Origin of the sequence: Rhizobium phaseoli (assembly GCF_001664385.1) — a bacterium.
Classification (GTDB): Bacteria; Pseudomonadota; Alphaproteobacteria; order Rhizobiales; family Rhizobiaceae; genus Rhizobium; species Rhizobium phaseoli.
On record NZ_CP013532.1, the window covers coordinates 3,152,849 to 3,173,435 of the forward strand.

Sequence of the window (20,587 nt, forward strand, 5' to 3'; positions counted from 1 at the left end):
CTCCTCACATCCAATCCATGACGACCTTGCCGGAGTTGCCCGACCGCATCGCCTCGAAGCCGTCGCGGAAATCGTCGATCTTGATGCGATGGGTGATGATCGGCGACAGGTCCAGGCCGCCCTGGACAAAGGCGATCATCTTGTACCAGGTCTCGAACATCTCGCGGCCGTAGATGCCCTTGAGATTGAGCATCTTGAAGATCACCTTGTTCCAGTCGATCTCGAAGCCAGCCGGCGCGATGCCGAGAATGGCGATCTTGCCGCCATTGTTCATCTTGTCGATCATGTCGCGGAAGGCGGGTGCCGCCCCCGACATTTCGAGCCCGACATCAAAACCCTCGGTCATGCCGATCGCCTTCATCACGTCGGCGAGATTTTCCTTCGAAGCATCGACGACGTGGTTGATGCCGAGCTTGCGCGCCAGATCGAGCCGATGCGGATTGATATCGGTGATGACGACCTTGCGGGCGCCCGACCGTTTGGCGACGAGCGCCCCCATGATGCCGATCGGCCCGGCGCCGGTAACAAGCACGTCCTCGCCGACGAGATCGAAGGAGAGTGCGGTGTGCACGGCATTGCCGAACGGATCGAAGATCGCGGCGATCTCGTCGGAAATATCGTCCGGGATCGGCACGACATTGCTCTCGGGAATGCAGACGAACTCGCCGAACGAACCCGGCCGGTTGACGCCGACGCCGAGCGTGTTGCGGCAGAGATGCCCCCTGCCCGCCCGGCAGTTGCGGCACTTGCCGCAGACGATATGCCCTTCGCCGGAAACCCGCTCGCCGACATGATAGCGGGTGACCGCCGAACCGATCTCAGCGATCTCGCCGGAAAATTCATGGCCGACCACCATCGGCACCGGAATGGTCTTCTGCGCCCACTGGTCCCAGTTCCAGATATGCACGTCGGTGCCGCAGATCGCTGATTTCTTCACCCGGATCAGCACATCATTCGGCCCGACCTCCGGCACCGGCACATTCTCCATCCAGAGCCCGACCTCGGGTTTGGATTTGACCAGCGCCTTCATCATGTTCGACATATCTGTATCCCTTGGTCAGTACCTATTTCGGCCCCTCATCCGCCTGCCGGCACCTTCTCCCCGCATGCGGGGCGAAGGGGACAAGCGGCGACCTCTCCGTCCCCACCTACCTCTCGCAGGGCACGTCCCCTCGCCCCGTTTACGGGGAGAGGGTTAGGATGAGGGGCAAACCTCATTCTCAAATCACACCCAATTCCCGCCCGGCTTCCGCAAAAGCCGCAATCGCCCGCTCGACATCCGCCCTGGAATGCGCCGCCGACATCTGCGTGCGGATGCGCGCCTGGCCTTTCGGTACAACCGGGAAGGAGAACCCGATGACATAGATGCCCTTCTTCAGCATCAGCCTTGCCATATCCTGGGCAAGCTTGGCATCGCCGAGCATGACCGGGATGATCGGATGGCCTTCGCCGGCGAGCGTGAAGCCGAGCTTGGTCATCTCGCTGCGGAAGAGGTCGGCATTGTCGGAAAGGCGCTTGCGCAGGGCGCCGCCATTTTCGATCAGGTCGAACACTTTCAGCGAAGCGGCAGCAATGACCGGCGCCAGCGTGTTCGAGAACAGATAGGGCCGCGAGCGCTGCCGCAGCCATTCGACGACTTCGGCTTTCGCCGAGGTATAACCACCCGAAGCACCGCCGAGCGCCTTGCCGAGTGTGCCGGTGATGATGTCGACCCGGCCCTCGACGCCGCAATGTTCGGGCGAGCCGCGGCCGTGCCTGCCGACGAAGCCGACCGCATGGCTGTCATCGACCATGACGATGGCGCCGTATTTCTCGGCGAGATCGCAGACGCCGCGGAGATTGGCGATGATGCCGTCCATCGAGAAGACGCCGTCGGTGGCGATCAGCTTGAAGCGGCTGCCTTCGGCCTTTTTCAGCTCTTCTTCGAGTGCCGCCATGTCGTTATTGGCGTAGCGGAAGCGCTTGGCCTTCGACAGCCTGACACCATCGATGATCGAGGCGTGGTTCAGCGCATCCGAGATGATCGCGTCCTCCTCGGAAAGCAGCGTCTCGAACAGACCGCCATTGGCGTCGAAGCAGGAGGAATAGAGAACCGTGTCTTCCATGCCGAGGAAAGAGGAGATCCGCGCTTCGAGCTGCTTATGCTCCTCCTGGGTGCCGCAGATGAAGCGCACCGAGGCCATGCCGTAGCCGTAGCGGTCGAGCGCCTGCTTGCCGGCCTCAGCCAATTCCTCGTTATCGGCGAGGCCGAGATAGTTGTTGGCGCAGAAATTCAGCACCCGCTCGCCGGTGGAAATCGCAATTTCGCCCGCCTGCTTGGAGCTGATGACCCGTTCGGACTTATAGAGCCCCGCATCCTTCAGCGCCGAAATCTCGGCGCGGAGATGGGAGAGAAATGGCGATGTCATCGGCGGCCCTTCCTGATGTTTTTTATAGCTTCCGGGTTAGCATATCGCCATCGGCTTGTCTTGTTCAGCGCCGGGCCGAGACCGGCAGGCACATCGGCCGATCCGTTCAATCGTCATGCGCCAGGATGATCTCCAGGAAGGCGTCGCCATAGCGTTCGAGCTTCGCCTGCCCGACGCCCGATATGGCGAGCAGCTCCTTGCGGCTGCGCGGCCGTTCGGTGGCGAAGGCAATCAGCGTCGTATCGGGGAAGACGACATAGGGCGGCACGCCGAGCGATTTGGCGATCGCCATGCGCTCGGCCCGCAACGCCTCGAACAGGCTGCCGTCGGCGCCCGACAGCGCCGATTTGCGCTCGCTGCGCTCCACCTTCTTCGTGCGCCGTTCCGAGGCAGGCCGGTCCTTGCGGAAGAATACCTGTCGCTCGTGCTTGAAGACGGCGCGCGCTTCCGGCTCCAATTTAAGCGCCCCATAGGCCTCGTGATCGACCCGGATCAGCCCCATGGCGAGCAGCTGCCGGCAGACGGATTGCCAGGTGCGAACAGGAATGTCCTTGCCGGCGCCGAAAACGGGCATATCGACATGGCCGAAACGCTCGGTCTTCTCATTGACATTGCCGACGAGCACGTCGATGACGTGGCCGGCGCCGAAGCGCTCGCCGGTGCGATAGATGGCGGCCAGCGCCTTTATCGCCGCTTCCGTGCCTTCCCAGGTCTCCACCGGCTTCAGGCAGGTGTCGCAATTGCCGCACTGGCCGGCATGGGCTTCGCCGAAATGGGCGAGGATCGCCTGCCGGCGGCAGGAGGCAGTCTCGCAGATCGCCAGCAAGGCATTGAGCTTGGCGCGCTCGACCCGCTTGATCTCCGCGGCGGCATTGCCCTCGTCGATCATCCGGCGGCGCTGGATGACATCGGCCATGCCATAGGCCATCCAGACCTCCGACGGCAGGCCGTCGCGGCCGGCGCGCCCGGTCTCCTGGTAATAGGCTTCCACCGAACCCGGCAGGTCGAGATGGGCGACGTAACGCACATTCGGTTTGTCGATGCCCATGCCGAAGGCGACGGTGGCAACCAGGCAGAGGCTCTCTTCCTTCAGGAAGGCATCCTGATTGGCGTCACGAAGCGCCCGGTCCATGCCGGCATGATAAGGCAGTGCGCGAACCCCCTGCCCGTTCAGCCAGTCGGCCGTGTCCTCGACCTTGGCGCGCGACAGGCAGTAGACGATGCCGCTGTCGCCCCTGTGCTCTGACAGGAAGCGCAGAAGCTGCTGGCGCGGCTGATCGCGCTCGACGATCTCATAGCTGATGTTCGGCCGGTCGAAGCTGGTGGTGAAGATCTCGGCAGCGTCGAGCCCCAGCCGCTCGACGATATCATCGCGGGTATGCGGATCGGCCGTTGCCGTCAGCGCTATTCTGGGAACACCGGGATATTGCTCGCCGAGCCGGCCGAGCTCACGGTATTCCGGCCGGAAATCATGCCCCCATTGCGAAACGCAATGGGCTTCATCAATCGCAAACAGCGCGATCTTCTCATTGGCGATCAGCTCGCGGAAGCCGTCGGTCAGGATGCGCTCCGGCGTCACGTAGAGAAGATCGAGCTTGCCGGCCGAAAGCGCGCGGCGGACCTCGACGAATTCCTCCCGCGACAGCGACGAATTGAGTGCGGCAGCGCGGATGCCGAGCTGCTTCATCGCCTCCACCTGATCGCGCATCAGCGCGATCAACGGCGAAACGACGATGCCGACGCCATCGCGGCAGAGCGCCGGAATCTGGAAGCACAGCGATTTGCCCGCGCCTGTCGGAAACAGCACCACCGCATCGCCGCCTGAGACGACGTGCTCGACCACCTGCTGCTGCTTGCCACGGAAGGAGGAGTAGCCGTAAACCTGCTTCAACACCTCGAGCGGCGAGCGGGGCGCGGAAAACAGCGCATCGGAGGCGGAAAAGCCAGCTTCGTTGCCTTCGCTCAGCGACATCAGTGGTTCGCCGCCCCTTTGACGCGGCCGGAAAGTACGCCGAAGCCGTCGATGATCGCCTCCTGGTTCTCCAGGCGTACGCCTTCCAGATGCACTTCCTGCTGTGCCCGTATCAGCTGAACGATCGCCTCGCCGTCGCCGGCCTCGGTCGCCAGCGCAATCTCGCGTTCGAGCTCCATCTTCTGCCGACGCAGCGCCTTCGCCCGTTTGTGGAAGGCGAGCGCCTGGCGATAGCCCTCACGCGCATCTTCCATCGCCGCCTCCTCGGTCGCCGTCCAGAGCCTGGCATTGCGCACCTGCTGGTCGAGGCTCTTGATCAGCGGACCGAAGCCTTCGAATTCCAGCCGTTCGGTCAGATAGTCGCGCGTCAGATGCGGACCGGCAACGGCGGCCGCTGCGCCAAGCACCGCCGACCACAACCGTTGCAGCTCGCGGCTGTCATATTCGATCGCGGCGATCTCGTCATAATCGTCGATCATCAGCGCCGGATGATTGACGATGGTGAGCGCCAGCACGCTTTCGCGCAGCGCCGTATTGTCCCGGTGGCCGCGCACGGGGCCGGAGCGGGCAAGCCGGTCGGAAATCAGGCTCGGGCTTTTCGGCCCTGCCTTGCCGGCATTGTCGCGACCCGTCCGGGAATTTCCGCTGAAACCGCGCCGCTCGCCATTGTTGCGGTTCTGGAACTGCGGCTGGAAGAAGGCGTTCAGCCGGTCGCGGATATCCTGCTGGTAATGACGGCGCACATTCTCGTCGGCGATAACGGCCACAAGCTGCTTCAGCCGCGCCTCGAGCTCGGCGCGTGCCTCGGGCGTGTCGAACTTGCCGGTGTTGATCTCCCGGCTCCACAGCATCTCCGAAAGCGGTTTTGCCTGGCTCATAACCTTGTCGAAGGGGGCGCGGCCCTCATCGCGCACGAGATCATCAGGATCCTTGCCGTCGGGCAGAAGCGCGAAGCGGACGGAGCGGCCGGGCTTCAGATGCGGCAGCGCCAATTCGGCAGCACGATTGGCGGCGCGGATGCCGGCGCCGTCGCCGTCGAAGCAGAGCACCGGCTGCGGCACCATCTTCCAGAGCAGCTCGAGCTGGTTTTCGGTGAGCGCCGTGCCGAGCGGCGCAACGGCGTTCTCGACGCCCGCCTGATGGAGCGCGATCACGTCCATATAACCTTCGACGGCAATGATGGTGCCGCTCGCATTATCGTCCTGCTGATCGCCGCGGCCCGGCCCCTGGATCGCGCGGCGGGCGCGGGCGAAATTGTAGAGCACATTGCCCTTGTGGAAGAGCTCGGTCTCGTTGGAGTTCAGATATTTCGCCGGCGCATCCGCCGACATGGCGCGTCCGCCGAAGGCGATCACCTTTTCCCGCGACGACAGAATCGGAAACATGATGCGGTCTCGGAAGCGATCGTAGGAAACCGGCACGTTCTCGTGGACTACAAGGCCGCAGGCCTCGATCTGCTCCTTCGAGACGCCCTTGCCGGCGAGGAATTCCTTGAGCGCATTGCGGCTGTCGGGCGCATAACCGAGGCGGAAGGTCTCGATGGTACGCCCGGTCAGCCCGCGATCGCGCAGATAGGCGCGCGCCTTCGCACCATTGGCCGTCTGCAGCTGGTCCTGGAAGAAGGCTGTCGCCATTTCCATGACGTCGATCAGCGAGCCGCGCTCCTTCTCGCGCTTTTCCATGACAGGATCGGCAAGTGGCATCGGCACGCCGGCCATATCAGCGATCTGCTGCACCGCCTCGGGAAAACTCAGGCCCTCAAGCTCGGTGAGGAAGCGGAAATGGTCGCCGGTGACGCCGCAGCCGAAGCAGTGATAGCGGCCCTTCCGGTCCTCGCAGTGAAAGCTCGGCGATTTTTCGCCGTGGAACGGGCAGCAGGCCCAGTAATCGCCGCGCGACACATTGGTCTTGCGCTTGTCCCAGCTCACACGGCGCGCGATCACGTTCGAAATCGGAACGCGGTCACGGATCTCATCGAGAAAGGTGTTGGAAAAGCGCATTTATACCTCTTGGCCAGCCTCCATATAAGCTGCTTTGCCGCACCATGCCATGAAACTTGTCACGAAAACCCGCTATTCACAGGCAAGTGCACCGGTCACTGATGGCGTCGCTTATCCAATCAAAAACACGTTATCGCCCCTGCGACAGGGGTGCGACATTATTGTCCTCGCAAGGCCCAAAATCCGCCGACGCGACAGCGCCAGGAAAGAGACCCGCCTTTCACGCCTCTCGAATAAATCGTTTTAAAACAAGTTATTATTGCTCGCCGCAACCGCAGGCTCTCATCCTCGCGCCGCCCGTCGAGCCTGCGCTTCGACACCTCCAAAAACCGACATTTCCGGCAATCATTATTTTTTTGTAATTTGAATAGGCTGCCGCACCGCAATAAGTTCGATCTCAACAAAGCGATCCCCGAGCGAAGCACCATCCCTACCCCCGGCGCCGCTTCGCAAGGGTGCCTTTGCAAATAGCCTCCGGCTTGGGCTTCGGCCCTGCGTGCCGGCGGAAGCAAAGTGCAAGAAGGCAGGAGCGCCCCCAGCTCCTGCCTTCTTAAATTTTTGGCTTCCCCTGATACAAATTCCCTTTTGAAATTAACCGATTATTGACAAATCCGTTGACATCAGGCGCTTGCCTGACGGAAGTATGTGCCGACTTTCCTGGACCCCTTCCCATGGCATTTACCGCTGAAACTCTTGCGGCGGACGATCGCTTTCTCGCTGCGATCCTCCACTGCGCCGATCAGATGCTGGCGATCTATCGTGAGAGCCCGCGTATCGCCTCGATTTTCGCCGCACAGCAGCGCTGGCTGATGGCCCATGCCGGCTTCGCGCTTCATTATGGCCACCCCGATTATGAAAAGAGCGGCCTCTATTCCGGCCGCTTCGTCGATTTTGCGGTCAAGAACGACATCGCCAGCCGCAACACGGCAGCGGCCTTCATGCAGGAAATGCTGGCCTATCGCTTCCTGCGTCCGGCGCCTGGTGCCGACAGGCGCACACGCTATCTGGAACCCACCGAAATCGCCGAGCAGCATTTCACCCGCTGGCTCGTCACGCACATGATGATCCTCGACAGCCTCGACGGCGGCGAGCGCGCCGCGAAGATCGCTGCCGACCCCGCGGCGATGATGGCAGCGATCCAGCCGCGCATCGCAAAGGCGATCATCGGCAGCCAGGCGGTGCGCAGTCCAGGCCCGACCTTCAACCTCTTCAATTGGGCAAATTCCGGCGGGCTGGTGATGGACTACCTGATCTCGCGCCTTCCGGATTTTCCCCGGACGGCCGAGCGCGTCGCAGTCGGCCCCCTGTCGCTGCGGGAGCTGCGCGAGCAGTTCATGATATCGAACACCCACCTCAAGCGGCTTCTGACGCACGCATCGAATATGGGAAGCGTCGGCTGGACCGAGCCCTCCCGCAACGGCACCTTCTGGCTGTCGCGCCCCTTCATCCTGGAATACTGGAACTATCAGGCTTCAAAGTTCGCCATCATCGATGCCGCCGCCGAGGCAGTGCTCGGGCCTGCGGTCCTGGACGAACCGCAGGCGAGACGGGTGGTCTGAATCAGTTCAGCAGCTCCTTGACGGTCGCCGACGCCTTGGCGAAATCCATCTGGCCGGCATAACGCTCCTTGAGCGCCGCCATCACCTTGCCCATGTCCTTGACGCCAGAGGAGCCCGTCTCCGCGATAACAGCCGAGATATTGGCGCGCACTTCGCTGTCCGACAGCTGCTTCGGCATGAAATCCTGGATGACGGTGATTTCAGCGCGCTCCTTGGCGGCGAGTTCCGGCCGGGAATTCTCCTCGTAGATCTTTGCCGATTCGTCGCGCTGCTTCACCATCTTGGCGAGAATCTGCAGGATCTCGTCGTCGCTCGCCTGCTCCTTGCCGGCGCCGCGATTGGCAATATCGCGATCCTTGATCGCGGCCTGAATCAGCCGGACGGTGGAAAGCCGCTCCGAATCCTTGGCCTTCATCGCCTCTTTCAGCTGGGTGGCGAGTTGATCGCGCAGCATGGTCTATTCTCCGTTTTTGATGCCGCTTCATAAACCACGCTGATGCGGGGGATCAAATAAATTGCGCGATCGGCGCGATAAAGCGCAGGAAAACGGCCGCTTTTCCGGTTACAAAGATTGACGCTCAGCGATTGCGTGGCTATCTACCGCCACCTGCACCAAAATTCGTGATCAGGCCTGAAGCGCGCGGCATTGCCGTGCCCACACGCCTGCGAGATCAAATGGCAGCGAGCGCGGCAACGCGCATCGGCCGCCGGAAACGGGATGAAGATGACCGCGACAGCACCCTGGACAATCGAAAAGCCGACCGCCCTGCTCGTTCTTGCCGACGGCACGGTGATCGAAGGTAAGGGCATCGGCGCCACCGGCAAGATCCAGGCCGAGGTCGTCTTCAATACGGCACTGACCGGGTATGAAGAGATCATGACCGACCCTTCCTATCTCGGCCAGATCGTCACCTTCACCTTTCCCCATATCGGCAATATCGGCACCAATGATGAAGACATCGAGGATCTGACGCCTGCCGCCCGCCACGGCGCCGTCGGCGTCATCTTCAAGGCCGACATCACCGAACCGTCGAACTACCGCGCCGCCAAGCATCTCGACCAGTGGCTGAAAGCGCGCGGCATCATCGGTCTCTGCGGCATCGACACCCGCGCCCTGACCGCCTGGATCCGCGAGAACGGCGCTCCCAACGCAGTGATCGCCCACGATCCGAACGGTGTCTTCGACATCGAGACGCTGAAGGCCGAAGCCAAGGCCTGGAGCGGCCTCGAAGGCCTCGACCTCGCCAAGATCGCCACGTCGGGCCAGTCCTCGCAATGGACCCAGACGCCCTGGATCTGGAACGAAGGCTACGGCGAGCTCGGTGCGGCCGATGCCAAGTATCACGTCGTCTGCCTCGACTACGGCGTCAAGCGCAACATTCTGCGCCTGTTTGCCGGCCTCGACTGCAAGGTCACCGTCGTGCCGGCGACAACGAGCGCCGAAGACGTGCTCGCCATGCAACCGGACGGCATCTTCCTGTCGAACGGCCCCGGCGATCCGGCGGCAACCGGCGAATATGCCGTGCCGGTGATCAAGACGCTTGTTAAGACCGATATCCCGGTCTTCGGCATCTGCCTCGGCCATCAGATGCTCGGGCTGGCCCTCGGCGCCAAGACCGAAAAGATGCACCAGGGTCATCACGGCGCCAACCATCCCGTCAAGGATCACACGACCGGCAAGGTCGAGATCGTCTCGATGAACCATGGCTTCGCGGTCGACTCGAAGTCGCTGCCCGATGGCGTTGAAGAGACTCATATTTCGCTGTTCGACGGCACCAATTGCGGTCTGCGCGTCCTCGGCAAGCAGGTGTTCTCCGTCCAGCACCATCCCGAGGCCTCCCCCGGCCCGCAGGACAGCCACTATCTCTTCCGCCGCTTCATCAACATGGTGCGCGAGAAGAAGGGCGAGCCGGCGCTCGCCGAACGCTGATTTCAAGAACTGCCGATTTCGCAAGGGCCTGCTAAATCGGCAGCCACTAACGTGATGTGGTATTGAAGGCAGCAATGAGAGGAAGGACCGCTATCTGCCGAAGCGGTCTTTTTTCGTTATAGAAGAATAAAGCTGCTTTGCGCCAAAGGCCGCCATTCCGCCCCATGCGGGTGATTAGATCACGAATTCCTCCTCGTACGTCTGTGGCTCGGGAACGACCGTAACCTCCACCGGAACGATCCAATTGGCCGCGTAGCTCTCGCAGTCGGAACGCTGGAGGTCGGGCTGCACGCACCCCGCACCATCGATCGCGCGACATCGCAGTATATATCGCCCCGCTTCTTCAGGGGTCCACATGTGCTCCCACAAGCGCCATGCGAAGGGATGTTCTGTTTCGAGGAGCCTTCCCTCGCGCCAGCCCCTGCCATCTCCGGTGCAGACCTGGACCTGCCGAATAGCAGCCTCTCCGCCCCAGGCGGCTCCGAAAATCCGATACGGTTGGCCGGCGACGAGACGCGCGCCCTGCACGGGACGCGCGATCTGCGCTTTGACCTCCATCTCCGCAAGCGGGACCAGCCTGGGTTCCCCGAGGCTGCGCTCCCAACGGAAATAGTCGCGCGCCTGCCAGTAGCCAAGGAACGGTTGCTCCACGACAGTGATATCAGTGATCCACTTGACCCAAGCCATGCCGAACCAGCCACCCACGACCGCGCGCAGCGGGTAGCCGTGATCGCGCGTCAACGGCTCCCCGTTCATCGAATAGGCAAGCATGGTGCTGTCAGCGACGGCCTTCTCAAGCGGTAAACTGCGCGCAAAAGCGATGGGGCCTGGAGACGCCGTTTTCTTGTTGGTGTCGACGACGCCGCTGTCTGCGCCGACGAGCAGAACCTCACGTGCGGTTGGCTTGACGCCCGCCATTTCTAAAATCTCGCGCAGAGGAACACCTGTCCACGCGGCATTGCCGACGGCTCCGTTCTGCCACTGCAACCCCTCCCTCGGCGGCACATAGTAGACGCGCCCGTTCCCTGCGCACTCGACGACGGCAGTGAAAGTCGTGCTCCGCATCGCCTTGATGCTGTCGAGGTCAAGTTCGAGCGGCCGCTCCACCGCCCCGCCAACGCGCAATCTCCAGTCTCGCGCATCGAGCTCCGGCGATGGGAAATGGTTTCGCACGAAGAAAAGCTCGGTTGGGATCAGCCAAGCGGAGAGTGACGCAAAGGGAAACTCGATGTTCGGTGGGGATTTCTGTCGAACTATTAGACTGGGTTGCTCAGGTGTCGGCATCGTCCTCATCTCCCCTTCAAAGAGCACAACGTTGGCACTCGATCACGCGAATTCCGCTTCGATCGCACCGCCCCTCGCAGTGCGTCTGTCGCGTTCCGTCCCCATTCTAGCACATCCCGCTCGTTCCTCGGATCGACCTCGAACGGCAGCAAAGGGCGCGAATGCTGCTATAGGCCCCAAGTCTCTTTCGCGCCCCCATGTCGGTGCTGCGATGTCTCGAAAACCTCCTTAGCAGGAACAGAAAGAATGCGCGGTTTGGGGCGTGATCTTTCGTCGTGAACGACTGGGAGCGCCTTCCGCGCCACGCTTAGCCTTCAACCTCCCGCTACGTCATTGCCTTGTTTCCAACCCGTCCTATCTCTTGCGCGGGACGGTCAGCGAGAGAGGACGCGCATGCCGATAGACAATGCGAGATTGGCGCCGATGCAGCCGGGTGTATCCGTAGAGGAGCTGAAGGCGGCTTTGGGGACGAGCTGGCAGGAACCGGGCATTCAGGCGGAGGGCCGTCTGCATATCGAGGAGTTCGGCACGCGCATTACCGCCGATGGCAGGCTTGGCGAAGTTCATTTCCGCGCCCCCTTCGAACTTCCCCCTATCCATGGCGTCAGGATGGGAATGCCGGCCGAAGAGCTGCATCGGCTTTATCCCGTCGCCGAGCGCATTTATGACGAGAGAGAGAAATACGGCTGGACCATGCTGAAGATGAACCTGTCGGATACGCTCCTGCTCGGCGTAGGCATCAGAGAGGGTGTCGTCAGGATCATCAGCCTCACGGATCCGACGGCGGTCTATCCGGAGCGGCCTTATAAATATGCCGATCCCAACCTCACCGAGGCCTATGACCTGGCGATGACCGATCCTGTCGATCTCGCCCGCCGTCCTGAAAGTGGCTGGTGCCACGGCTGCCCGCCCGGTATCGATGCCAGCAGATGGCCGGTCAGCACTACCAACGGTATGCCGCTTCGCCACGCCTTCACGGTGAAACTGCCGCCGCCATACCGCATGCTCGGCGATGAGTATGTGGCAATCTCGCTCTTCGTCGACGAGCAATGGGAGACGCCGCCGGCAAGCAAAAATGTGGGCGCGGGAGGCGCGCGCGGCGCCGATCCGCGCCGCTTCGACATCGAATTCATGGACAACGACTACGTTCTCTTCTGGCTGACGGAAGAGGAGTTTGCAGCACCGCTCGGCGTCCCTCCAATAATCGAGGGCACCCCTGTCCCCGGCTGGCTCTCGAAATCGCCGCTCGATTATTTCGGAGAATTCAACCTGCCGAGGACGGTGGCGGAACAACAGGCAAAAAACGTCTTTTCGCCCGGCGGACTTGCCGTCCGCGAGCTTCTGGCGGCAACCCGGAAGCCGGGCGGATGGAAGAACCTGCCAGGCCGCGAGGCACTGCATTATGGCTGGCCGATCGAGATCACGCTGCGCGAGGGCGATCCGAATGTCGGCAAGCCGGCGCGCGAATTCAGGCACCAAAACGAGCTCAGCGGCTATATCGCCGCCTATTCAGAGGAAGGCCAGGAGCTGGAGCTGGAGCGCTTCCAGGACTGGCACGCCCATCTCGGCGGCACGATGTTTCCCATGCAGGGCTATCCCGATTTCTCACCTTACTACATCGAAATCTCGGAAATCTTCGGCGGCTTCAATTTCGGAAGCGGCGTCGCCCAGATCGATCTCAAGGAGATGAAGCTCGAATGGGCCTGCTGACGCCGGAGAGATTGGCGAGGGCTGGCAATGACGGGGCGCAGGCCCGGCTGGAGTGCGTCAATCGGCGTGGACAAGGATCAGGCTGCTGATTTGCCAGTCTTAGACATTTAGGGATCGTTCCTACAATGGCCGCTCGGGGCTAAACCGAGACCTTGTATTAGCTCTCGAATGCATGGTCCGCTATTGCCGGCAAGCCCCGGTCAGGTGCCGGTCCGCTCGCGGCCCCAAACCGGTCGTTCCTCCCGTCGAGCCCACCGACTGCCGCTGCCGGCGCACAGTTGCTATCCAGCTGTCGAAAACCACCATATAGAAGGCAATGCCGTCACTCTGGAACACGACGGCTTCAGGAAGCGGGCGCCCACAATTCCAAGTCAGTGACCGGACGGCTTCGCTTCCATATTGACCTCAACCGCACTTGAGGAATTACAAACGCCCCGCGGACATCCGATGCAGGAGAAAAGGGATGAGCGGAGCTTTCTATCGTGTCGACAAATTCGTCGTGCCGGCGGCGGCGCGCGAGGAATTTCTTGTCAAAGTGATGATGACCCACAAGCTGCTGGAGGCGCAGGAGGGTTTCATCGATCACCGGGTGCTGGAGCAGGTCGCCGGTTCCGGCGAATTCAATTTCGTCACCATTGCCGAATGGGAAAATACCGAGGTCGTCGAGCGCGCGCGGGCAGCTGTCGCGGCCGCCCACAAGGCCGCCAATTTCGATCCGCAGGAAATGTTTGCCCGTCTCGGCATTCGCGCCGATATCGCCAGCTACAAACCTGTCGCGGCGTAGAGATAGCTCGCGGCAGGCTCAGGCCCCTGAAGTCGCTCCCTCCCGGCGAAGGAGAAGATAGAAGCGTGCGCAGAGCATGACGGCGGCAGCCGCCAGTCCGACGAGGAAGCCGAACCAGATGCCGATGCCGCCGAAGCCGAGCGGGAAGGCAAAGGCCCAGGCGAGGAAGAAGCCGATCGGCCAATAGGCGATCAGCGCCATGATCATCGGCACGCGCGCATCTTTCAGGCCGCGCAGCAATCCGTTGGCGATCACCTGCAGCCCGTCGACAAGCTGGAAAAGTCCGGCAACGACGATCAGCGGCCCGGCATAGGCCAGCACTTGCGGCGCCTCGGGCGAGTTCACGTCGAGGAACCAGCTGCCGAGGAATTGCGGCATGGTGGCAAACAGCACCGAACCGACCGCCGAGATCGCACAGGCGATGCCGACAACCATGATGGAAGCGCGCATCAGACCGTCATAATCGCCCTGCCCGTGCGCGACACCGACGCGCACCGTCGCCGCCTGGCTGAGGCCGAGCGGAATCATGAAGGCGATCGAGGCCCATTGCAGGGCGATGCCGTGCGCGGCGAGCTCGATGGTGCCGATATAGCCCATCAAGAGCGATGCCACCGTGAACAGGCTGACCTCGGCAAGTATGGTGACGCTGATCGGCAGGCCGAGCCGGATGACTTCCCGCAGCGCATGCCAGTCGGGCTTCCAGAACCGCACGAAGATCTCATAGCGGCGTGTCTCCGCCCGCTTCTGGACGAAGGCAAGGATGAAGAGGAAACCGGCTGCCTGCACCACGACCGACACGATGGCCGCACCTTCAAGCCCCATCGCGGGGAAGCCGAAATGGCCGAGCACCAGGGCGTAGGCGAAGATCGCATTCATCACCAGGGTGACAATGGTGACGTTGAGAATGATGCCCGCCTTGCCGATGGCGCTGACGAGGGCCCGCATGACGTTGAAGAGCAGCGCCGGCAGCACGCCGAACTGGCCGATCCTGATGTAGCCATGGGCCAGTTTCGCGACCTCGGGCTTCTGCTGCGCGAAGAGAAGGATCTGCTCGGAATTGAAGAAGGCGGGCTGCATGATGACCCAGTATCCGATCACCACCCAGAGACCCATGCGCAGCGCCCGGCGCACGGAGACGACGTCGCCGCGGCCATAGGCCTGAGCCACCATCGGAATGACGGCGATGGCAAAACCCGAGCCGAAGATCAGGATCGTGAACAGGAACTGGGCCGACAGTACCATCGCCGCCAGATGCTCGGCGCCGAGACGCCCGACAATCATCACGTCGGTGGTGTTGATGCCGAGCTGAGCGAGCTGGGCGCCGATCAGAGGAATGCCGAGCGCCAACGTTGCGCGGAAATGTGCGCCCCAACGGTTATCGTTTGTCGGCGCAAGCCTGCGCGCGTCGATCGGCGTGTCCATGACACCAGTCCTGTGATTGAAATCTGCAACGCCGCGTAAGTAGGCGGCAAAATATCCTTCGGACTTAAATCAAAGCCTCGCAAAGAACTACCCCAGAACGGGCAGATGATGAAAAATTCATCATGACATCACTATTTCTGATTGATCAGCCCGCCGCTTCCAGCGCCTCGGCCGGCTCTCGGACGCGAACCCTGGTCAGGAATACCCCGGCGGCCAGCAGGATGAGCACGGCGGCGGTGAGATAAGGCGCACCGGCAAAGGTGACGGGCGCCTCCGGCCGGGTGAAATAGCCGAACATCTGCGTGAAGATCAGCGGCCCGACGATCGTGGTGATGCTGCTGAGGCTGGTCAGCGCGCCCTGCAGCTCGCCCTGCGCCGAAGGCGGCACTTTGCCGGCGGCGATGCTGCGCAGCGGCGGATCGGCGACGTTTTCCATGACGGTCGCGACGATGACGACGTAGACGATCCACCCCTCCCAGGCGAAGGCATAGCCGGTCAGTCCTGCAGCCGAGAAGCAGAGACCGAGGACAGCGGTCTTCCACTCGCCGAGCAAGGGGACGATCCGCGGCAGGACGAAACCCATGACGAGCGCGGCACCGATGCCGTAGATACCGAGCGACAGGCCGATCTGCCCCTCGCTCCAGCCGTATCGATAAGTCGAGACGAACGACCAGACGGAGGGATAGACGGCATGCGCCAGGAAAAACAGGAACATCACCAGACAGACCCAGCCGATGCCGGGGTAGCGGCGCATCTGGCGCAGCGCGCCGAGCGGGTTGGCGCGCTTCCACTCGAAGCGGCGGCGGTTCTTCGCTTCCAATGTTTCCGGCAGCAGGAAGCAGGCGGCGATGAAATTGAGGAGCGACAGCGCTGCCGCGCCAAGGAACGGCACCCGCGGCCCGAACTCTCCGAGGAACCCGCCGATGACGGGGCCGATCGTGAAGCCGACACCGAAGGCGATGCCGATCAGCCCGAAATTCTTCGCCCGGTTCTCCTCGGTACTGATGTCGGCGATATAGGCCGAGCAGGTGGCGAAGCTGCCGCCGCTGATGCCGGCAAGCACGCGGCCGACGAACAGCATCCAGAAGCTGGTGGCGATGCCGCAGATGAAATTGTCGATCGCAAAGGTCAGCACCGAAAGCAGAAGCACCGGCCGACGGCCGAAACGGTCGGACAGGTTTCCGAGCAGCGGTGCGAAGAGGAATTGCATGCCGGCGTAGACGAGCATCAGCCAGCCGCCGTCGATCGCCGCATCGCTGACACTGCCGCCGGTCAGTTGCTCCAGATAGGCGGGCAGCACCGGCATGATGATGGCGATGCCGATGATGTCGAGGAAGAGGATGACGAAGACCAGGAAAAGGCCGCGGCGAACGAATTTCGGGTCAAGCATGAGGCATCTCTACAGCGTTTGTTTCTGAAAAGACGATCTCGTCGCCGCTCAAGTGACATAGCTCAGAAAGAAACACGAAACAATCCGTGAACATTTCAAAGTTTTTGATGCAGTCGTACGGGAAGTTTATGAAAGCCCTCAACCGCCGGGGGCGGCGGCCCGGTCGCCAGCTATTGCCCTCGCGGCAATGGCGTCCAGATCATCAAGAGCAGCGTCATTCGTTGTGCATGCCCACGCGCAGCCCGTCCGGCGTCCGTCGGATTATCGCTGAGGTGCATAGGCAGTAAAACGGCATAGGACGGCGCCGCTCGGGCGCAAATCAAGGAGACGACAATGCAGACCTATCGCTTGGGAAAAACGGGACCCGAAGTCTCGGCCATCGGCCTCGGCTGCATGGGCATGTCGGGCATGTACGGCCCTTCTGACCGCGCCGAAAGCATCGCGACGATCCATGCCGCGCTCGACGCCGGCGTCAACCTGCTCGACACCGGTGATTTCTATGGCATGGGCCATAACGAAATGCTGATCGGCGAGGCTTTGAAGGGCCGCAGGCGGGAAAACGCCATCATCAGCGTCAAGTTCGGGGCGCTGCGCGACCCCGCCGGCGGCTGGGGCGGCATCGACGCCCGCCCGGTCGCGGTGAAGAACTTCCTCGCCTATTCGCTGCAGCGTCTCGGCGTCGATTATATCGACATCTACCGTCCTGCCCGCCTCGATCCGAATGTGTCGATCGAGGACACCGTCGGCGCCATCGCCGATCTGGTCAAATCAGGCTATGTCAGACATATCGGCCTGTCGGAAGTCGGCGCCGAGACGATCCGCCGCGCCGCCACTGTTGCGCCAATCGTCGATCTGCAGATTGAATATTCGCTGATCTCGCGCAGCATCGAGGAGAAGATCCTGCCGGCGACACGCGAGCTCGGCATCTCGATTACCGCTTACGGAGTGCTCTCGCGCGGTCTGATCAGCGGCCACTGGCAGAAGGGCCAGGCCGCGGCAGGCGACTTCCGCGCCTACAGCCCGCGCTTCCAGGACGGCAATATCGAGCAGAACCTCGCTCTCGTGGAAAAACTCCGCGAGATCGCCGAGGCAAAGAGCGTGTCGGTCGCGCAGATCGCCATCGCCTGGGTCGCCGCCAAGGGCAAGGATATCGTCCCCCTCATCGGCGCGCGCCGCCGCGACCGGCTGACCGAGGCGCTCGGCTCACGCGCGGTGGATCTGTCGGCAGAGGATTTCGAAGCCATCGAACGCGCCGTGCCGAAGGATGCCGCCGCCGGCGGGCGTTATCCGGAGCAGATGCTGCAGCATATGGATAGTGAGAAGTAACAAGGTGGATTGAAAGACGGAAGCGTCGTGCCGTGTAGCCCCCTCATCCGCCCTACGGGCACCGACCAGGGTTGAGCCACGGGTCTCAACCCGTCCTTCGGACCCCCGCGGGGGAAGAGGGAATCGAGACGTTGCGGCAAGTTCCCTTCGCCCTAGCGGGGAGAAGATGCCGGCAGGCGGATGAGGGGGCGACACGCGCAAACCTTGGCAACCTCAAACCGGCCCCGAGAACGTGTCGCAGGCCGACAGCTGGCCGCTGTCGAAGCCGCGCTTGAACCATTTGACCCGCTGGGCCGAGGTGCCGTGGTTGAAACTCTCGGGCACGACGTAGCCCTGCGTCCGCTTCTGCAGCGTATCGTCGCCGATCTGCTGGGCGGCATTCAGCGCCTCCTCCAGGTCGCCGGCCTCCAATATGCCCTTCTGCTGGGTATACTTGCCCCAGATGCCAGCGAAGCAGTCGGCTTGCAGCTCGACGCGCACCGACATCTTGTTGGCGTCGTCCTCGCTCATGCGCTGGCGGGCCTCGTTGAACTTCGGCAGGATGCCGAGAAGGTTCTGCACATGGTGGCCGACCTCATGAGAGACAACATAGGCTTCGGCAAAGTCGCCCGAAGCACCGAACCGGTCGGAGAGTTCCTGAAAGAAATCCGTATCGAGATAGACCTTGTGATCGCCGGGGCAGTAGAATGGACCAGTCGCGGCTGAGGCAAAGCCGCAGGCCGATTGCGTTTGTCCTGAGAAAAGTACAAGGCGCGGCTCCTCGTAATTCCGGCCCTGTGCCTGGAAAATGCCGTTCCATGTATCCTCGGTCTCGGCCAGAACGGTGCGCACGAAAGCGGTCATCTCGTCATTGGCTGGCGTGCGCGTGCCGTCGGACTGGCTCTGCTCGTAGCCGGGGCCGCTCGACATGCCGCCATTATCAAGCACCTGCAGCAGGTCAACGCCCATCATCTTGAAGATGAAATAGATGACGACGAGGAAGATGATCGTGCCGATGCTCAAGCCGCCGCCGGCGCGGCGAACACCGCCGCCGGAAGGAAAGTTGAAGCCGCCGCCGCGGCCGAAACCGCCGCTGCTCGGCTCGCCGCGGCGATCCTCGATATTGTCGGACTGACGCCGGCCTCTCCATTCCATCTTCGTTCTCCCCGGCAATGTGCTTGTCTTCAACGAATTTATATAACCGGCCGCGGGAGGAATTCCAGCAGCTTCATCCACGTGCAAAACAGGCGGCTGAACAGCTCACTTTTTCCTCGGGCTTTGCTGCGCCGGCCCCTTTTGACCACCACCTTTTCCGGCGCTGCTATGCTGGGTCTCCCCCTGGCGGGCCAGCTCTCTCTCAACGGTCTCCCGCGAGCCTTCCGCCGGTTTCCTGTCTCTCGGATCCACCATCACGACCTCCATGTTCTCGACTGCAAACTTGAAAGAACGGGATATTGTTCCCCTTACAGAGTAAGTGAGCTCCGAGCGCCATCTCGTCATCCTGTCACGATCCACCCCGCTCGCCGGAGAGGTGCCTCGATGTCCGTCTCCGTTACTTAAAGAAAATGCATCAACCGCTTGACCCGACTCCTGCTTTTGCTCTTTCTGATAAAGGCGGAGAATGCGGGAGGAGATGGCCATGAAAGCAATACGCCTGCAAGCGACAGGACAGTTGCAGCTGTGCGAGGTCGAAAAACCAGCACCAGGGCCGGGCGACCTGCTGGTCCGCGTCGAAGCCTGCGGCATTTGCGGCACCGACCGCCATATCTTCCATGGCGAATTTCCCTCGAAGCCGCCGGTGACGCTCGGCCATGAATTTGCAGGCATCGTCGAGGCGGTTGGAGCCGGCGTTACCGATTTCCGCCCCGGCATGCGCGTGACGGGCGATCCCAACATCTCTTGCGGCGGCTGCGAGGAATGCCGGCGCGGCCGCGTCAATCTCTGCCGGAAGCTGCAGGCGATCGGCATTCACCGCGACGGCGGCTTCGCCGAATATGTCTGCATGCCTGAAAGCCAGGCTTTTGCCCTGCCGACAGATATCGACCCGCTGCACGGCGCCTTCTGCGAGCCGCTGGCCTGCTGCATCCACGGCGTCGATCTCGCCGGGTTAAGGGCTGGCTCGTCGGCCGTCGTGCTCGGCGGCGGCGTCATCGGCCTGCTCACGATTCAGCTGGCACGGCTTGCCGGCGCTACCCGCATCGTGCTGGTGACTCGCAGCGCCGAAAAGCGCCGGCTGGCCGAAAGCCTTGGCGCGACGGCAACGGCCGATCCCGGCGACGGCGATATCGTTGCCCGTATCATCGCCGAAGACGGGCTTCTGCCCGGCGGCGCCGACGTCGTCTTCGAATGCGCCGGTGTGGCCGAGACGATGCAGCAGGCGCCCCGGCTTGCCCGGCGCGGCGGCACCGCCGTCATTTTGGGCGTCATGCCTCAGGGCGCCACGATCGAGATCGAACCCTTCGACCTGCTGTTTCGCGAAGTCGCGCTGATTAGCTCCTTCGTCAATCCTTTCACCCATGCCCGCGCCGCCGATCTCATCGCCTCCGGCAGGATCAGGGTCGGGCCGCTGATATCCAGGCGGATCGGGCTTGAGGAGGCCCCGGAAGCGATCACCAATCCGGCTCGCGGAGGCGAAATCCGGGTGCTCGTCGTGCCGGACGGGAAATAGGTTTCACGCCATATCCGGATTCCTGTCGATTCCGCGATTTATGGGGTTCCGTTTGCAAATACATTTGCCTATAAGCCGCTTCTAGCCTGAAAAGACCTCAATGCGCGACCCGACCTGGTGATCTCCCACCCTGGCCGGCTTTTTGCGCAGCCAGA

At 62.2% G+C, this 20,587-nt stretch carries 15 protein-coding genes; 6 read left to right on the plus strand and 9 right to left on the minus strand.

Features of this window, described 5'->3' with window-relative positions; translation table 11 throughout:
• Window positions 1-4: 4 nt before the first annotated feature.
• From tdh to dnaG, 4 genes are all read right to left on the minus strand, one after another.
• Window positions 5-1,042 carry an L-threonine 3-dehydrogenase gene (gene tdh / locus AMC88_RS15275; protein WP_020921857.1) on the minus strand — a complete coding sequence of 346 codons (1,038 nt, stop codon included), beginning with the start codon at window positions 1,040-1,042 and terminating at the stop codon, window positions 5-7.
• Window positions 1,043-1,220: 178 nt separating this feature from the next.
• On the minus strand, window positions 1,221-2,408 hold the full coding sequence (locus AMC88_RS15280; RefSeq protein WP_064825489.1) for a glycine C-acetyltransferase: 1,188 nt from the start codon (window positions 2,406-2,408) through the stop codon (window positions 1,221-1,223).
• A gap of 106 nt (window positions 2,409-2,514) precedes the next feature.
• Window positions 2,515-4,380 (minus strand): DNA helicase RecQ, encoded by a 1,866-nt coding sequence (recQ, locus tag AMC88_RS15285; protein WP_064825490.1) that lies wholly within the window; start codon window positions 4,378-4,380, stop codon window positions 2,515-2,517.
• On the minus strand, window positions 4,380-6,380 hold the full coding sequence (gene dnaG / locus AMC88_RS15290) for a DNA primase (RefSeq protein WP_064825491.1): 2,001 nt from the start codon (window positions 6,378-6,380) through the stop codon (window positions 4,380-4,382). Before dnaG ends, recQ begins: the two co-directional genes overlap by 1 nt.
• Before the next feature lie 671 nt (window positions 6,381-7,051).
• Between dnaG and AMC88_RS15295 the strand changes: the two genes are divergently transcribed.
• Window positions 7,052-7,939: a hypothetical protein gene (locus AMC88_RS15295; RefSeq protein WP_012484605.1), complete on the plus strand. Its 888-nt coding sequence runs from the start codon at window positions 7,052-7,054 to the stop codon at window positions 7,937-7,939.
• A gap of 1 nt (window position 7,940) precedes the next feature.
• Here AMC88_RS15295 and AMC88_RS15300 read toward each other — a convergent pair whose 3' ends face one another.
• Window positions 7,941-8,393: a GatB/YqeY domain-containing protein gene (locus AMC88_RS15300; RefSeq protein WP_012484606.1), complete on the minus strand. Its 453-nt coding sequence runs from the start codon at window positions 8,391-8,393 to the stop codon at window positions 7,941-7,943.
• A gap of 270 nt (window positions 8,394-8,663) precedes the next feature.
• Here AMC88_RS15300 and carA point away from each other — a divergent pair, with 270 nt between their 5' ends.
• Window positions 8,664-9,869, plus strand: coding sequence for a glutamine-hydrolyzing carbamoyl-phosphate synthase small subunit (gene carA, locus AMC88_RS15305; RefSeq protein ID WP_012484607.1), 1,206 nt, complete (start codon window positions 8,664-8,666; stop codon window positions 9,867-9,869).
• Between the two features lie 174 nt (window positions 9,870-10,043).
• On the opposite strand, the gene AMC88_RS15310 is transcribed toward carA, so the two are convergent.
• Entirely contained in the window at window positions 10,044-11,153 is a 1,110-nt protein-coding gene (locus AMC88_RS15310; protein ID WP_257784688.1) for a sulfite oxidase, read from the minus strand.
• 393 nt (window positions 11,154-11,546) lie between these two features.
• On the opposite strand from AMC88_RS15310, the gene AMC88_RS15315 reads away from it, so the two are divergent.
• Entirely contained in the window at window positions 11,547-12,863 is a 1,317-nt protein-coding gene (locus tag AMC88_RS15315) for a DUF7256 domain-containing protein (RefSeq protein ID WP_012484609.1), read from the plus strand.
• 463 nt (window positions 12,864-13,326) lie between these two features.
• A complete protein-coding gene (locus tag AMC88_RS15320) occupies window positions 13,327-13,647 on the plus strand; it encodes an antibiotic biosynthesis monooxygenase family protein (protein ID WP_010003937.1) in 321 nt (106 codons plus the stop codon).
• Window positions 13,648-13,665: 18 nt separating this feature from the next.
• Here AMC88_RS15320 and AMC88_RS15325 read toward each other — a convergent pair whose 3' ends face one another.
• Both AMC88_RS15325 and AMC88_RS15330 read right to left on the minus strand, forming a co-directional pair.
• Window positions 13,666-15,069, minus strand: coding sequence for an MATE family efflux transporter (locus tag AMC88_RS15325; RefSeq protein ID WP_012484610.1), 1,404 nt, complete (start codon window positions 15,067-15,069; stop codon window positions 13,666-13,668).
• Window positions 15,070-15,214: 145 nt separating this feature from the next.
• Entirely contained in the window at window positions 15,215-16,459 is a 1,245-nt protein-coding gene (locus tag AMC88_RS15330; RefSeq protein ID WP_012484611.1) for a TCR/Tet family MFS transporter, read from the minus strand.
• A 333-nt stretch (window positions 16,460-16,792) separates the two neighbouring features.
• On the opposite strand from AMC88_RS15330, the gene AMC88_RS15335 reads away from it, so the two are divergent.
• Window positions 16,793-17,785, plus strand: a complete 993-nt coding sequence (locus AMC88_RS15335; RefSeq protein WP_016733672.1) for an aldo/keto reductase — start codon at window positions 16,793-16,795, stop codon at window positions 17,783-17,785.
• A 213-nt stretch (window positions 17,786-17,998) separates the two neighbouring features.
• On the opposite strand, the gene ypfJ is transcribed toward AMC88_RS15335, so the two are convergent.
• On the minus strand, window positions 17,999-18,919 hold the full coding sequence (gene ypfJ / locus AMC88_RS15340; protein WP_012484613.1) for a KPN_02809 family neutral zinc metallopeptidase: 921 nt from the start codon (window positions 18,917-18,919) through the stop codon (window positions 17,999-18,001).
• 484 nt (window positions 18,920-19,403) lie between these two features.
• Between ypfJ and AMC88_RS15350 the strand changes: the two genes are divergently transcribed.
• Window positions 19,404-20,432 carry a zinc-dependent alcohol dehydrogenase family protein gene (locus AMC88_RS15350; protein WP_012484614.1) on the plus strand — a complete coding sequence of 343 codons (1,029 nt, stop codon included), beginning with the start codon at window positions 19,404-19,406 and terminating at the stop codon, window positions 20,430-20,432.
• Window positions 20,433-20,587: the final 155 nt, after the last annotated feature.

Excerpts from the sequence above, each read along its gene's own strand:
- AMC88_RS15320 (WP_010003937.1), top strand. The coding sequence starts at position 13,327 with ATGAGCGGAGCTTTCTATCGTGTCGACAAATTCGTCGTGCCGGCGGCG.
- AMC88_RS15315 (WP_012484609.1), top strand. The coding sequence starts at position 11,547 with ATGCCGATAGACAATGCGAGATTGGCGCCGATGCAGCCGGGTGTATCC.
- AMC88_RS15335 (WP_016733672.1), top strand. The coding sequence starts at position 16,793 with ATGCAGACCTATCGCTTGGGAAAAACGGGACCCGAAGTCTCGGCCATC.
- ypfJ (WP_012484613.1), bottom strand. The coding sequence starts at position 18,919 with ATGGAATGGAGAGGCCGGCGTCAGTCCGACAATATCGAGGATCGCCGC.
- dnaG (WP_064825491.1), bottom strand. The coding sequence starts at position 6,380 with ATGCGCTTTTCCAACACCTTTCTCGATGAGATCCGTGACCGCGTTCCG.
- AMC88_RS15280 (WP_064825489.1), bottom strand. The coding sequence starts at position 2,408 with ATGACATCGCCATTTCTCTCCCATCTCCGCGCCGAGATTTCGGCGCTG.
- AMC88_RS15310 (WP_257784688.1), bottom strand. The coding sequence starts at position 11,153 with ATGCCGACACCTGAGCAACCCAGTCTAATAGTTCGACAGAAATCCCCA.
- AMC88_RS15295 (WP_012484605.1), top strand. The coding sequence starts at position 7,052 with ATGGCATTTACCGCTGAAACTCTTGCGGCGGACGATCGCTTTCTCGCT.
- AMC88_RS15350 (WP_012484614.1), top strand. The coding sequence starts at position 19,404 with ATGAAAGCAATACGCCTGCAAGCGACAGGACAGTTGCAGCTGTGCGAG.
- carA (WP_012484607.1), top strand. The coding sequence starts at position 8,664 with ATGACCGCGACAGCACCCTGGACAATCGAAAAGCCGACCGCCCTGCTC.
- tdh (WP_020921857.1), bottom strand. The coding sequence starts at position 1,042 with ATGTCGAACATGATGAAGGCGCTGGTCAAATCCAAACCCGAGGTCGGG.
- AMC88_RS15300 (WP_012484606.1), bottom strand. The coding sequence starts at position 8,393 with ATGCTGCGCGATCAACTCGCCACCCAGCTGAAAGAGGCGATGAAGGCC.
- AMC88_RS15325 (WP_012484610.1), bottom strand. The coding sequence starts at position 15,069 with ATGGACACGCCGATCGACGCGCGCAGGCTTGCGCCGACAAACGATAAC.
- AMC88_RS15330 (WP_012484611.1), bottom strand. The coding sequence starts at position 16,459 with ATGCTTGACCCGAAATTCGTTCGCCGCGGCCTTTTCCTGGTCTTCGTC.
- recQ (WP_064825490.1), bottom strand. The coding sequence starts at position 4,380 with ATGTCGCTGAGCGAAGGCAACGAAGCTGGCTTTTCCGCCTCCGATGCG.